The sequence below is a fragment of the Peribacillus sp. ACCC06369 genome (assembly GCF_030348945.1).
Taxonomy (GTDB): Bacteria; Bacillota; Bacilli; order Bacillales; family DSM-1321; genus Peribacillus.
In genome coordinates this window covers 4365830-4379524 of sequence record NZ_JAUCEN010000002.1, presented here as the reverse complement: position 1 = coordinate 4379524, position 13695 = coordinate 4365830, and the positions used below count along the sequence as shown (strand labels likewise).

General features: G+C 41.4%; 14 protein-coding genes and 1 riboswitch. All 14 genes read left to right on the top strand.

Going from position 1 to position 13695, the window contains the following annotated elements; all coding sequences use genetic code 11:
• The first annotated feature begins 109 nt into the window (after positions 1-109).
• The 14 genes from QUF78_RS22230 to QUF78_RS22165 all read left to right on the top strand — a co-directional run bounded on the left by QUF78_RS22230 (position 110) and on the right by QUF78_RS22165 (position 13686).
• Positions 110-955 carry an HAD family hydrolase gene (locus QUF78_RS22230; protein WP_289326383.1) on the top strand — a complete coding sequence of 282 codons (846 nt, stop codon included), beginning with the start codon at positions 110-112 and terminating at the stop codon, positions 953-955.
• Positions 956-1789: 834 nt separating this feature from the next.
• Positions 1790-2758 (top strand): ABC transporter substrate-binding protein, encoded by a 969-nt coding sequence (locus QUF78_RS22225; RefSeq protein ID WP_289326382.1) that lies wholly within the window; start codon positions 1790-1792, stop codon positions 2756-2758.
• A gap of 109 nt (positions 2759-2867) precedes the next feature.
• Positions 2868-3848 (top strand): FecCD family ABC transporter permease, encoded by a 981-nt coding sequence (locus tag QUF78_RS22220; RefSeq protein WP_289326381.1) that lies wholly within the window; start codon positions 2868-2870, stop codon positions 3846-3848.
• Positions 3845-4858 (top strand): FecCD family ABC transporter permease, encoded by a 1014-nt coding sequence (locus tag QUF78_RS22215; RefSeq protein WP_289326380.1) that lies wholly within the window; start codon positions 3845-3847, stop codon positions 4856-4858. The genes QUF78_RS22220 and QUF78_RS22215 overlap by 4 nt, the downstream gene beginning before the upstream one ends.
• Before the next feature lie 15 nt (positions 4859-4873).
• Positions 4874-5665, top strand: coding sequence for an ABC transporter ATP-binding protein (locus QUF78_RS22210; RefSeq protein ID WP_289326379.1), 792 nt, complete (start codon positions 4874-4876; stop codon positions 5663-5665).
• Between the two features lie 204 nt (positions 5666-5869).
• Positions 5870-7060, top strand: coding sequence for an oxalate decarboxylase family bicupin (locus QUF78_RS22205; RefSeq protein WP_289326378.1), 1191 nt, complete (start codon positions 5870-5872; stop codon positions 7058-7060).
• Positions 7061-7364: 304 nt separating this feature from the next.
• On the top strand, positions 7365-8354 hold the full coding sequence (locus QUF78_RS22200; RefSeq protein ID WP_289326377.1) for a zinc-dependent alcohol dehydrogenase family protein: 990 nt from the start codon (positions 7365-7367) through the stop codon (positions 8352-8354).
• A gap of 220 nt (positions 8355-8574) precedes the next feature.
• The gene (locus tag QUF78_RS22195) at positions 8575-9885 is read left to right on the top strand and encodes an amidohydrolase family protein (RefSeq protein ID WP_289326376.1); all 1311 of its coding nucleotides are present in this window, start codon (positions 8575-8577) and stop codon (positions 9883-9885) included.
• 316 nt (positions 9886-10201) lie between these two features.
• Positions 10202-10453, top strand: coding sequence for a hypothetical protein (locus QUF78_RS22190; protein WP_289326375.1), 252 nt, complete (start codon positions 10202-10204; stop codon positions 10451-10453).
• A 22-nt stretch (positions 10454-10475) separates the two neighbouring features.
• Positions 10476-10844, top strand: a complete 369-nt coding sequence (locus QUF78_RS22185; RefSeq protein ID WP_289326374.1) for a nuclear transport factor 2 family protein — start codon at positions 10476-10478, stop codon at positions 10842-10844.
• A 98-nt stretch (positions 10845-10942) separates the two neighbouring features.
• A complete protein-coding gene (locus QUF78_RS22180; protein ID WP_289326373.1) occupies positions 10943-11410 on the top strand; it encodes a GNAT family N-acetyltransferase in 468 nt (155 codons plus the stop codon).
• A 140-nt stretch (positions 11411-11550) separates the two neighbouring features.
• A riboswitch (SAM riboswitch) is annotated at positions 11551-11662 on the top strand.
• A 108-nt stretch (positions 11663-11770) separates the two neighbouring features.
• Positions 11771-11959 (top strand): hypothetical protein, encoded by a 189-nt coding sequence (locus QUF78_RS22175; RefSeq protein WP_289326372.1) that lies wholly within the window; start codon positions 11771-11773, stop codon positions 11957-11959.
• Positions 11960-11999: 40 nt separating this feature from the next.
• The gene (locus QUF78_RS22170; protein WP_289326371.1) at positions 12000-13022 is read left to right on the top strand and encodes a methionine ABC transporter ATP-binding protein; all 1023 of its coding nucleotides are present in this window, start codon (positions 12000-12002) and stop codon (positions 13020-13022) included.
• A 13-nt stretch (positions 13023-13035) separates the two neighbouring features.
• Positions 13036-13686 (top strand): methionine ABC transporter permease, encoded by a 651-nt coding sequence (locus QUF78_RS22165; RefSeq protein ID WP_289318292.1) that lies wholly within the window; start codon positions 13036-13038, stop codon positions 13684-13686.
• Positions 13687-13695: the final 9 nt, after the last annotated feature.

Genomic DNA, 13695 nt, shown 5'->3' with positions numbered 1-13695 from the left:
TATACTGATAAGGTACATGAAAAAAAATCAATGAAACCAACAGCCTAAGATCTTTTTGATAATGGGCTGTTGGCATTTTCATATCATTCGGATTCTAGAGGTGATTTGCATGACTAACAAGGCAATTGTGCTGGATTTGGATGGCACGACATTGAACGAAATGAATAAGGTGAATGAGACGCTGGAACAGTACATAGGCGAACTTAGGGAAAGAGGTAAGCTGATTTTCATTGCAACAGGAAGAACGCTGGAAGAAGTGAGGGACGTTTTGCCGTCTGGCATGGAAGCCGATGGAATGGTGACAGCCAATGGAATGTCCGTATTCATCGGAAAGGAACAGATTGTCGAACACGCCCTGTCGCCGGAACTTGTGGAAGAATTGGTCGCCAAAGCAGGAGCTGGAGAGATTTTTTACGAAGTACATCCGAACGCTGGAACACGGATGGCATTACTTAAAGATAAAGACTATATGGTTAAACAAGGCTTGGTGCCAAAGCCCGAGACAGTCGATGAAAATGAATGGCTATCAAGACAGGATGCAGTGGATGACAAAATAAGATGGTCAGAACAAATGGATATAAGCAGCGTCGCCAAAATCTACTTTTTCAGCAATGAAATGAATACCATTCGAAAATGGAAAGCGGATTTGGGGAAAATAAAGCAATACAATGCCTTCACAACAGCTTCCTCCACCCATCACAATGTAGAAGTGACAGTGGAAGGCGTCTCAAAAGCAACAGGGGTCCAACTATTACTGAAGCATTTCCAGCTAGCACCGGAAAATATCCTGGCAGTGGGCGATGGTGAAAATGACCTCCCCCTATTTAAACTCGCAGGACATTGCGTTGCCATGAAAAACGCCACTGACCTGGTCAAAGAACAAGCCGATGAAGTGACGGAGCATTCATACAGAGAAGATGGACTGTATCGATTTTTGAAGGGAAAGTTTCACTAAATAACCTGGAAAGCAAAGAAGATCCAATCTTGTTTGTGAAATTTGCACGTTGATTGGAACGTAGGTCACTCGCTTTCTGCGGGCGGTCCGCCCTCGGCGCCTTTGCGCCTGCGGGGTCTCCCTTGGACGCGCTTTCCCAGCAGGAGTCTCGCACCTTCCGTTCCAATCAAATTTGTTTTAGATGTAACTTCTTTTGTCTGCAGAATCGATAATAACTGGTCAATAAAAGGGGGTTCGGAAGGGTCTCAACCCGAACCATGATAGTAAAGCAAGCTAGATAATCCTTAATGATTTTTTACTATTTTATGAAACCCTCAATGGATTGAAGAGTGCGACACTCCTGCCGAAAAACTGGCTAGCCGAGACCCCACAGACGATTCCTTTGATGCTGCTTGGCAGACAGTCGGCGGAAAGGATGCGGATTTCTGGGATCAAGTGAATCATTCTTATAATAAACTCCACCTCCATAAAACCCTCAAAAGGGGAAGCTTCAAATGAAGTATTTCCTATTGAGGAAATGCTGATGGAAAGAAAATGAGGACGTACATTGATCAAAAGAGCAGACCTTAACGGGTCTGCTTTTTTTACTTTTGTTAATGTTCAACTTCAAGCCCTTGCCGAATCGGTACTTCAACTTACTTCACGTAATCAATAAAATGCATGCAGGTTGCCCTAATGGCCATAATGATTTTTATTCACAAAATTTTATTAATATTGACGGTATCAGTCGATGACTTTATCATAACAGCAGGATAATGATAATCATTTTCAATTATGAATGTATTCGTTGGTTAAGAAGTTAAATAGATATAGATGAGAGAAAGGGTGCAAAAAATGCGAGAATCTAAAAAAGCAAGAACATATGGGGGAGGAGTATTAATCCTGTTATTGACTATTATGATGATGTTATCAGGATGTAATACCTCTCAAAAAACAACAGAAGCAGATAAGACATCTGCCGAAACAAAGAATCAAGAAATAAGGACGATTAAGCATGAAATGGGAGAAACGGAAATTAAAAATACTCCTAAAAAAATAGTTACCCTTGAGTTATCTTTCGTTGATTCTCTAAATGCTCTAGGAATAAAACCTATTGGGATTTCAGATGACAACAAAAAAGATATGATTACAAAACTTGTAGGTCAAGAAATGGATTATACTTCAGTGGGAACACGTGAACAGCCTAATTTAGAGGTTATCAGTTCATTACAGCCGGATTTAATCATTGCAGATGCTGAGCGGCATAAAGGTATTTATAAAGATTTACAGCAGATCGCTCCTACCGTTGTCTTAAAAAGTCGGGAATCTACCTATCAAGAAAACTTGGATTCTTTCAAAACGATTGCAAAAGCAGTAAATCAGGAAGAGGCTGCAGATAAAAGATTAAACGAGCATGAAAAAACGATCAAAGAACTTAAATCAAAGCTAACAGTTAATTCAAATATGACGGTTTTACCTGCTGTTGTACGGGATACTTCATTCCAAGCTCATACTTCTTCTTCTTATGATGGAGAATTGCTTGAACGAATGGGATTGAAAAATGCCATTCAGCAAGACCAACCACATGCTGAGATGAATCTGGAGCAACTTGTCGAGATTAATCCGGATGTGCTGCTTTTGGCGAACAATGAAGGTAAGTTACTTACTGATGAGTGGAAAGATAACCCTCTTTGGAAAGACCTAAAGGCTGTAAAAAACAAACAAGTTTATAGTGTTGATCGGGATTTATGGACAAGATACCGTGGTGTTGTATCCGCAGAGGCCATTGCTAAAGACACCTTAAACATGCTTGGTAAAGAATAAGGAACAAAAGCGAAGTAAGAGATCCAATTCTTACTTCTCTTTCTATTAGTATGAAAATCTTGTTAGGAAGTGTGTTGTATAGTCAATGGAGACCTTAGTTAGAAGTAAAATGAAAGTGTATTGTACAGCTGTAGCCGGAATCGTTTTGTTAATTTTGGGAGTCCTAACAAGTATTTCTGTGGGCGCGGCCGACATAAATTTAGCAATGGTTTTGAAGTCCTTTTTTGAGATGGACTCATCAAAAGAACAGGTTATTATAAGGACTCTTCGTTTACCTCGAGCTTTGGTTGGAGCATTGGTCGGTGCTAATTTAGCGGTGGCGGGTGCTCTCATGCAGGCTATCACCCGGAATTCATTAGCTTCTCCACAAGTATTTGGTGTTAATGCCGGTGCGTCATTTTTTATTGTTTCAGCTTTTGTTTTCTTTCCTAACCTTTCTTCCGTCTCTCTAGTTTGCGTTGCATTCATTGGTGCAGCAGTGGGGGGGATGGCAGTCTATTCTTTTGCTTCGGGAGGGGGAATGACCCAAGTGAAGCTGGCATTGGCGGGAATGGCTGTTCACTTTTTTTTATCTTCTTTAACGCAAGGCATGATCATCTTTAATGAACAAGCGAAAGATGTGCTCTATTGGTTAGTCGGATCTATTAATGGGAAAACATGGGCGCACGTTAACATGGTTCTTCCTTGGTCTCTTTTTGGGCTATTTGTAGCTGTCTTGTTCTCTCGATCTGTTTCCGTCCTTGTATTAGGAGAAAATATGGCGCAAGGACTTGGGCAACGGGTGTACCGAATCCGTATTTTAGCAGGAATATTGGTCATTATTTTGGCAGGATCTTCGGTTGCCGTCGCAGGCCCAGTGGGCTTTGTTGGTTTGATTATTCCTCATATCGTCAGGAGGCTGGTGGGGGGAGATTATCGAAGAATCATCCCTTTTTCTGCATTATTCGGCGCTTTACTCTTAGTTTATGCAGATATTATCGCCCGGTTTATCGCTTATCCTTTTGAATCGCCAGTAGGAATTGTAACAGCTATAATCGGTGCGCCATTCTTCCTTTATTTAGCGAAGAGAGGGAGGAATATTAAGCAATGAAACTTAGTCGAAAATCCGTGTTGAAACCCAAATTTCTCCCTTATTCCATTCTCCTTATACTTATGGTAATCCTGCTGATTTTATCAATGGTGAGCCTGGGATTAGGGGCCATTTACATCTCACCTTTGGAAATCATCCAAAATTTCCTTGGAAATGGCATGCAAAGTCAGGCATTCATACTGCACAACTACCGGATACCCCGTATTTTGATTGCCGTGATAGTGGGTGCCGGATTGGCAACGGCTGGAGCCATTCTGCAAGGGGTCCTTCGAAATCCATTGGCTTCTCCCGATGTGATTGGGGTAACAAAAGGTGCCGGATTGGCAGCTGTTATCGTCATTGTTTTATTTCCGCAATCGCCAATCATCATTTTACCCCTTTCAGCTTTTATCGGAGCAGCGGTCATGGCGGCAATTTTGATGATATTTGTTTATAAAAAAGGGGCTCAACCAAATACAATAGCTTTGGTGGGAATTGCTTTAGGGGCAATATGTCAAGCAGGCATAGAGTATTTCATGGTCAAGTTCCCGGATGATGTGAATACGACTCTCTTGTGGTTAACAGGGAGTCTATGGGGAAGAGGATGGGATCAAGTATTCATTTTGCTTCCATGTCTAGTTCTTGTCCCGGTATTAATTGCATTAACTTCTAAAATGGATGTACTGAGCCTTGGAGACGAAATAGCTACAGGTCTCGGTGAAAGATCAAAATTACTGCGTTATATTTTACTAGGTGTTTCTGTCATTTTAATTGGAGTCTGTGTAGCTGCGGTTGGTTCTATCGGATTTATTGGTTTAATCGCCCCCCATATTGCCCGTAGAGTGGTTGGATCTAAATTCAAGGTTTTACTTCCTGCTTCAGCGCTCTTTGGTTCTATCTTTCTACTCGTTGCTGATAGCTTGGGCAGAGGATTGTTCCCTCCAATAGAAATACCCGCCGGAATTATCACTGCGGTGATTGGGGTGCCATACTTTTTATATCTATTACGTCGTGAACGAAAAATAACATAAGGAAGGCTGGCGATCATGACAACATTATCAGCAGAGCATCTTTCTCTATCTTATGGATCAACTCAGATCATTGATAATATCGATTTAGAAATTCCTGAAGGTAAAATCAGTATAATCATAGGTTCCAATGGTTGTGGCAAATCTACCATCTTACGGTCTCTAGCTAGATTATTAATACCTCAGCAAGGCACGATCTATTTAGATGGAAAGGCCATTCATCAGCAATCTTCCAAGGAAGTTGCGAAGAAATTGGCTATTTTACCGCAAGCTCCGGAAGCTCCGGAAGATATAACCGTTAAAGATTTATGTTATTATGGCAGGCATCCACACAAAGGCTTGTTTTCGAGACAAACTCCAGAAGATCATGCCATTGTCGACCGTGCTTTATCTGCAACGAAAATGACTGAATTTGCTGATCGTACATTGGATGCCTTATCTGGAGGACAAAGGCAAAGAGCATGGATTTCGATGGCTTTAGTACAAGAAACCGACCTTTTACTGCTAGATGAACCGACAACCTATCTAGACTTAGCACACCAAATTGAAATATTGGAATTACTGCGCGATTTAAACGTAACTTATGGGCGCACGATTGTCATGGTTCTGCATGATTTAAATCAAGCGGCACAGTATGCGGATCATCTGATTAGCATCGTTAAGGAGAAAATCTATAAAGAGGGACCGCCTGAAAAGGTCTTTACAAAAGAGATGATCAAGGACGTCTTTAGGCTGGAATGCTGTATTATTGAAAACCCTGTTGACCAAACGCCTCTATGCATTCCAATTGGTTTATCTCAAGATCATTAGAAGCAGTTTCTTCCCTATTAATATAGATCAAGACTTTAGCGGTAGATTTTTAAATTAATCCAACCAACATTAAATGGGGCATTCCTTCAAAAGGGGATGCCTTTTGTTTTTTCTCAATAGGCACAGTGACATACATCGAAGCCTAAATCATAAGACTACTATAAAGGCTTATCCCTTTATAATGCCAAAAAGAGGTGCTTTTTGATGGAAAAACGAACTATTAATCAAGTGGACGGGTATGTGCCACAGCCTATCCGAAGTGATGGAGCCGGAGCGATTGACTCTGGCCCGCGAAATATTATGCGGGATCTTCAAAATCCAAATATGCTCGTCCCGCCTATCACAGATGCAGGCTTGCTTCCTAACTTGAAATTCTCGTTCTCAGACACTTCAATGACATTAAATCACGGGGGATGGTCAAGGGAGATCACCGCAAGGGAACTTCCGATTGCGACCACACTTGCGGGAGTGAATATGAGCTTAACGGCAGGAGGAGTACGTGAACTCCATTGGCATCAAGAAGCAGAGTGGTCTTATATGCTGTTAGGACGGGCACGCATAACCTCGGTTGACCAAGAAGGACGAAATTTCATTGCGGACGTCGGCCCGGGCGATCTTTGGTACTTTCCACCAGGAATCCCACATTCGATTCAAGGGTTGGAACATTGCGAATTTTTGCTCGTCTTCGATGACGGAAACTTTTCCGATCTTAACACCTTATCCATCTCAGATTGGTTCGCACACACTCCAAAAGATGTTCTGTCGGCCAATTTCGGCGTTCCAGAGAGTGCCTTTGACTCCATTCCTTCAGATCAGGTCTATATCTATCAGGGAAAGGTACCCGGTTCACTGGAAAGTCAGGAAGTCCAGTCACCTTACGGAGAAGTTCCTTTAACCTTTAAGCACGAGCTGTTGAAACAAACACCAATCAAGACCCCTGGTGGAAGCGTGCGAATTGTGGACTCTTCTAACTTCCCTATTTCAAAAACAATAGCCGCGGCACTCGTTGAGATTGAGCCGGGTGGAATGAGAGAACTTCATTGGCATCCCAATAACGACGAGTGGCAGTATTACCTTACTGGACAAGGGCGCATGACAGTATTTACTGGAAACGGTACAGCTCGTACATTAGATTATAGAGCAGGTGATGTCGGATATGTACCCTTTGCTACTGGGCACTATATTCAGAACACCGGTACCGAAACGTTATGGTTTTTAGAAATGTTCAAAAGCAATCGCTTTGTAGACGTTTCTCTAAACCAGTGGATGGCACTGACTCCTAAAGAGCTAGTTCAAAGCAACTTGAATGTTGGATCAGAATTGCTCGATTCACTACGTAAGGAGAAATGGCCTGTTGTGAAATATCCCGGGTTTCCTACTAAAATGCCGGATTAAACTGATAGGGGTTTTTATATTAGAAAAGTTATGATTAGGTTCTTATTTAACAAAAGAAATTTTTACTTCAAAACCTGGGTTGCTGCGGCAACCTTTTTTTTATGGAAAGAAGGGGCAGGTCAATTGAAGGTGAAAAGGGATTATAATAATAAAACGGAATGCTTAATTAGAAGTGATTAAAACGTGGAAAACCACAATATATTAAACCCAGAATTAACAGCTCTTTAAGTTTTTTAGAATACTGGCCAGGTTCAGTTTAAATGATAAAATAGATAGACTTATACATAAAAGGAGACTTATTATTTTGGAAGCCAAATGTGTTACATTCTATGAGTTTGGGAATCCGCAAAAGGTTTTAAAAGTTGAAAATAAATTTATCCAAAGACCTTTCGAGGGGGAAGTCCTCGTTCGGATGACCACACGTCCCATTAACCCGTCTGACTTGCTGCCCATTCGCGGTGCCTATTCCCACCGAATCCCCTTACCTGCCATACCTGGTTATGAAGGTGTCGGCATTGTAGAAGAGGTGGGTCCATCGGTTTCGAAAGAGCTGATAGGCAAGCGTGTACTGCCTTTGCGTGGTGAAGGGACCTGGCAGGATTATGTTAAAGCATCTGCGGAGCTGGCCATCGTCATTCCTGATTCGATCGAGGACCATATAGCAGCGCAATTATATATAAATCCGATAACCGCGTGGCTAATAATCACAGAAGTATTAGCATTGAAACCGGATGATGTATTACTCGTAAATGCTTGCGGATCTTCCATTGGCCGTTTATTTGCCCAGTTATCCAGGATTCTTGGTTTTAAGCTGATTGCTGTAACGAGAAACGATAAGTATACGGAAGAACTGCATGAACTTGGTGCTGCATATGTAATCGATACGTCCCAATCATCCTTGCGTGATACCGTGATGGAATGGACGAATGGGCGCGGAGCGAATGCGGCCATAGATTCAGTGGGCGGCATTGATGGTTCAGAGCTAGCTTTTTGTGTTCGGCCTAACGGCATCTTATTAACGATTGGCCTTTTATCAGGACAGTCTGTAAATTGGGCGGAAATTTCACAAAGGACAAAAGTGAATGTTAAAATGTTTCATCTTCGCCATTGGAATCAGCAGGCTTCAGTTCAAACCTGGCATGAAACGTTTAACCTTTTGATGGGTTTCATTGCTGATGAAAGATTGATGTTCATGAAGCCGGATTCCTACTACGGCCTTCAAGATGTGCAAGAAGCCATTCGTATCACCGAAACCCCTGTGGGCAATAGAGGGAAGATTTTTTTAAGCAGCTGATTTGCCTGCTGAATTTGCAATGGGCATCACCTATGTGGTTTGCTGATTGATCGGACATATTGAAGGAAGCATTCATCTTGAAGCTTTTCCAATAGGTTCCTAAGGTAAATGGAAATGTCCCCTGATAATATGGAATTACTTGATTACCTGTAAGATGCTAGTTTAGAATGCGGAATAGAAACATGTTGATACATGATACGACTTTGGAGGAAATACTTATATGAAAACGATATATATGAATGCTACCTTTTTTACTATGGATAAAGAAAATCAAATCTTTGAAAATGGGATGATGATTGTACAAGATCAAACCATATCCTACATCGGCCAGCACTCTGAAGAACAATTGGCAGATGCTGATCAAGTGGTCAACCTTGGCGGGAAATGGATTATGCCAGGCCTTGTGAATGCCCATTCGCATATTGTCATGACCCTTTTACGCGGAATCGGGGACGATATGCTGCTGAAGCCGTGGCTTGAAACGAAAATATGGCCGATTGAAAGCCAGTTTACAACGGAAATCGCCTCTGTAAGTTCTCAACTTGGCCTTATGGAAATGATGAAATCAGGAACCACGACATTTTCGGATATGTTTAATCCTAATGGAATAGATGCGGGTGCTGTCGTGGAGACGATAGGCGAAACGGGAATGCGCGGAGCCTTTTCTTACACAATTTTCAGCTTGGGTACGGAAAAAGACCAAAAAGCGAACCTCATGGGGGCTGAGCAGTTTTCAAAAAACTATAAAACGTTTGCCGATGGCCGCCTGACCACCATGGTCGCGCCACACAGCCCTTATGCCTGTACACCTGAGGCGATTATGGAAAGTGCACGGATTGCAAAAGAGAATGATTTAATGGTGCACATTCACGTATCGGAAACGGACTTTGAAATCCTCGACATCGAAAAACGTTACGGATCCCGTCCTGTCGAGCACCTTCGCCGTTTAGGACTGTTCGATCAGCCTACCGTGATGGCCCATGGTGTGGTCCTCAATGATGAAGAGCGGGCGATACTAAAACAGCATGACGTTCGGGTTGCCCATAATCCAATCAGTAACCTGAAGCTCGGATCTGGAATAGCAGATGTCGTCAGCCTCCTTGATGCAGGCATTAAAGTTGGGGTTGCAACAGACGGCGTCGCCTCGAATAACAACTTCGATATGTTCGAGGAAATAAGGACAGCTGCATTACTACAAAAAGGAATCTATAAGGATGCCACTAAATTCCCTGCACAAACGGCACTCGCCATGGCCACCAGAATGGGTGCAGAAGCGATCGGCATGGGTCATACGGGATCACTTGAAGCTGGTAAAAAAGCAGACTTCATCACCATTTACCCATATAACAAAGAACATCTGCAGCCACTGAGTGAAGCCTATTCGCACCTGCTTTATGCAGCACGCGGAAATGATGTATGTGATGTATACATTGATGGCAAAATGGTCGTGAAAGATGGCCGCTGCTTAACGATCGATGAAGAAAAAGTAATCGCCGAAACGAATCGTCTGCAGGGGACCCTATCACGATAAACATGAACGGATGCATGAAAAAAGGAGCTGTCATTGCAGCTCCTTTTTTTTATGGATTCAATGATAAAAATGGGAATTATTTTGATGTAGGACGGAATAAATGGGGTGTAGGTCGAATTAAACTGATGTAGGTCGAAATAATCCGATTTAGGACGAAATAAATCAATTGTAGGCCGAATTAATCCATTTTGAGGACCATATTATTGGGTTTTAGCAAGGAATAAATCGTATCGAATGGCAGTTTAAAAGGAATTACCGCTAGTATTGTGGAATAAATTGTTCTTAACACTTAGAAATTCGTCATGAGTCCAGTTTCTTGGAAATATGGAAACAAAGTAAGCCGGTTAAAAATATTAATAAGAAAATAGGTATGGCAAAAACGGTTAAAAACGAAAAAATGAAAAAAATGCTGCTGACCGCAAATATTAGCCAACTGGTAATCAGCAAGCAGCTGGAAAAAAAATCTTTGACAGCATGGATCATGAATTCACCACCGTATGAAAGTCTTTGTATGAATTATACACCATTTTCCAATCGTATTGAGAAGCAGTCAACTCGAGGAAAGTAGTTGAAAAAGGAGGACAAGATGAATGGAAAGTGATTCTTCGTTGTTAAAAGAGCATTTGTATCAGCTGGAGGAGAAATTGTTAAAATCTGAAATCCGTACATCTCCAGAAGAGCTTTCATTATTATTGAAAGATGATTTCTTTGAGTTTGGCAGTTCGGGTAATATATGGACTAAAAGCGATTTTGTGGGGGAAGAGGGAGCCGGTGCGGTGAAAATGACCTTAAGTCAATTTGACATGCATCAATTGTCAGAGGATACCGTGTTAACTACGTACCGGATTTTTGATGAAAGTAAAGCGGAACATACCTTAAGAAGTTCAATCTGGAAATGTACGAATGGAAGATGGCAAATGTTTTTTCATCAAGGCACAAAAACGAAAGGGCCTCTTTAAGCCTTTTATTTATGAAATTGAAAATGGTGAATTAGCGTAAGAAAATGAGTATTACCTATCTAAAAACTATTCCAATAAAATGATAGGGGTGGATGAAGTTGCTTTTTCGTACCATTGATACGGACAAAGATAAAGAAATTATCGTTAAATTCCGGAAAGATTCATTTGTTGTAAGTTTTGGATCTGAAGACGGTTTTGGAGATGAAAATACATACTTGCAACGAATGAAAGAACGGGTCCGCAAATTTCCGGATGGACAGGTAATCATTGAAAAGGACCAAGAACCGATTGGACAAATGGAACTTCAAATTCGGGAGTATGAAGGAACTGAGATTGGCTATGTGAATCTATTTTATCTTATTCCCGAATACCGCAGTAAAGGCCTTGGCAAGGAATTGGTTCGCTACGCAGAAAACTTTTTCAGGCAATTTAATGTATCCGAATATCATTTAAGGGTTTCTCCGAATAACCAAAGGGCGATTCGATTATATACGAATTCGGGCATGATGAAGATAAGCGAAGAAAATGAAAAACACCCTGTATGGAGAATGAGTAAATCATTATAAAATAGAAATAAAAATTATATTAATATAGTTAAAAAGCATCGAGTCACTATACTATGAAAATATTTAGAGCGATTAAAAATATGGTTGACTTTAGAGAAATTAGAATATATAGTGAAGGACATAATTAAATATAACGTTAATTCTTATCAAGAGATGTGGAGGGACTTGGCCCTATGATACCTCGGCAGCGGGTTTTTACTTTTGTAAAAATACTGTGCTAATTCCAACGGACGAAAGTTTGAAAGATAAGAAGGAGCTTTTCTTAGATAATTAAATTAAGAGTTTACTCTTTTTTATTTCTAAAAGAGGCCTCTTCTGTCTGATGACGGAAGAGGCCTCTTTTGTTTATTCAAAATGTATATGGTTATTTGGAGAATTATTGATTTACTCGTGAGATTCGGGCATTTACTCGTGAGTTCCGGGCATTTACTCGTGAGATTCGATCATTTACTCGTGAGTTTCGATCATTTACTCGTGAGTTTCGGGCATTTACTCGTGAATTTCGAAATTAACCCTATCATTATGAAACTTTGCAAAGCTCTTCTCTGATAATGAATTTTAACAAATAAACAACATGGGGGGAGATAGGATGATTGAGTTTCAAAATGTTAAAAAGGTTTATCAAACAAAGAAACAGACCGTTGAGGCTTTGAAAGGAATTAATTTGACGGTGGAAAAGGGGGATATATTCGGTGTCGTCGGTTATAGCGGGGCCGGGAAAAGTACGTTGATCAGGTTGGTCAACCTGCTTGAACAGCCTTCAGATGGTTCGGTGATTGTCGGGGGTAAGGATTTAACTTCATTGAATCCGAAGGAATTGCGGGCAGAAAAGAAAAAAATCGGAATGATCTTTCAGCATTTCAACTTGCTAAACTCAAAGACTGTTTTTGATAATATCGCCATGCCGCTGGTTTTATCAGGAACTCCTAGTAAAGAAATCAAACAGCGGGTAGGCGAGCTGTTAGAGTTCGTTGGCTTATCAAGCAAGGCAAAGAGTTATCCGGAACAATTATCCGGCGGTCAAAAGCAGCGGATCGGCATAGCGAGAGCATTGGCTACCAATCCATCGATCTTATTGTGTGATGAAGCTACATCTGCATTGGATCCACAAACAACGAGTGCGGTTCTGCAGCTCTTAAAGAAAATTAATAAAGAATACAATATTACGATTCTGTTAATCACTCATGAAATGTCTGTTATTAGGGAAATTTGCAATAAAGTAGCGGTCATGGAGGGCGGATTTGTGGTTGAACAAGGTTCAGTTTTCGAGGTTTTTGCCAAGCCGCAGACGGATATTGCAAAAAACTTCGTGAGAACGGTCATACATGATGAGATTCCACAAAGTTTCCTAAAAAGTATAGGGTCCCATATCCCGATTATTTGGAAAATTAATTTTATTGGGACTACTTCGGGTACTCCCTTACTTTCTACCATCTCGAAGAAATATGATGTTCATTTAAGCGTATTATCAGCCAATATTTCTGAAATTCAGGAAACGCCTTTTGGAAATTTAATCATCGAAGTGACAGGGAACAAAAAAGAGGTGGACAAGGCTTATCAATATATTAAAGATGAGGGGATTCTCGTCCAGGAGGTGCAGATAAATGGGTAATACGCTTTGGGGAATGGAAATAACGGCAGAGCAGCTGTCGACAGCTTTCGGTGACACACTTTATATGGTAGCCATCTCATTGGTGTTTTCCGGATTGATTGGGCTGCCGCTCGGTATCCTGCTTGTCATTACAAGAAAGGGTCACATCCTGGAGAATAAATGGATCTTTAATGTATTGAATCCGATCATCAATATATTGCGGTCTGTTCCTTTCATCATCTTGCTTGTAGCACTTATTCCGTTTACCAGAATGCTCGTAGGCAGTGCGATCGGAACGAATGCGGCCATTGTTCCGCTTATCTTTTACGCGGCTCCTTATATTGCCCGGCTTGTCGAAAACTCCCTTTTGGAAGTGGACAAAGGGATCATCGAGGCAGCTCAGGCGATGGGGGCGACGACATGGCAAATCATTTACCGCTTTTTGATTCCCGAGGGACTTAGTTCATTGATCCTTACATTTACAACAGCGACAATCGGGCTGGTCGGATCTACGGCCATGGCAGGTGCCGTCGGAGCAGGCGGGGTCGGAGATTTAGCTTTGGCTTACGGTTATCAAAGGTTCGATACGATGACGATGGTCGTCACAGTAGCGGCGCTCGTGATCATCGTTCAATTACTGCAATCCACCGGGAATTTTGTTTCAAGAAAAATCAGAAGAAGATAAAAATAACAG

Bases quoted from the DNA above. Each gene is read 5' to 3' on its own strand.
- QUF78_RS22230 (WP_289326383.1), top strand. From the start codon at position 110: ATGACTAACAAGGCAATTGTGCTGGATTTGGATGGCACGACATTGAAC.
- QUF78_RS22225 (WP_289326382.1), top strand. From the start codon at position 1,790: ATGCGAGAATCTAAAAAAGCAAGAACATATGGGGGAGGAGTATTAATC.
- QUF78_RS22220 (WP_289326381.1), top strand. From the start codon at position 2,868: ATGAAAGTGTATTGTACAGCTGTAGCCGGAATCGTTTTGTTAATTTTG.
- QUF78_RS22215 (WP_289326380.1), top strand. From the start codon at position 3,845: ATGAAACTTAGTCGAAAATCCGTGTTGAAACCCAAATTTCTCCCTTAT.
- QUF78_RS22210 (WP_289326379.1), top strand. From the start codon at position 4,874: ATGACAACATTATCAGCAGAGCATCTTTCTCTATCTTATGGATCAACT.
- QUF78_RS22205 (WP_289326378.1), top strand. From the start codon at position 5,870: ATGGAAAAACGAACTATTAATCAAGTGGACGGGTATGTGCCACAGCCT.
- QUF78_RS22195 (WP_289326376.1), top strand. From the start codon at position 8,575: ATGAAAACGATATATATGAATGCTACCTTTTTTACTATGGATAAAGAA.
- QUF78_RS22185 (WP_289326374.1), top strand. From the start codon at position 10,476: ATGGAAAGTGATTCTTCGTTGTTAAAAGAGCATTTGTATCAGCTGGAG.
- QUF78_RS22175 (WP_289326372.1), top strand. From the start codon at position 11,771: ATGGTTATTTGGAGAATTATTGATTTACTCGTGAGATTCGGGCATTTA.
- QUF78_RS22170 (WP_289326371.1), top strand. From the start codon at position 12,000: ATGATTGAGTTTCAAAATGTTAAAAAGGTTTATCAAACAAAGAAACAG.
- QUF78_RS22165 (WP_289318292.1), top strand. From the start codon at position 13,036: ATGGAAATAACGGCAGAGCAGCTGTCGACAGCTTTCGGTGACACACTT.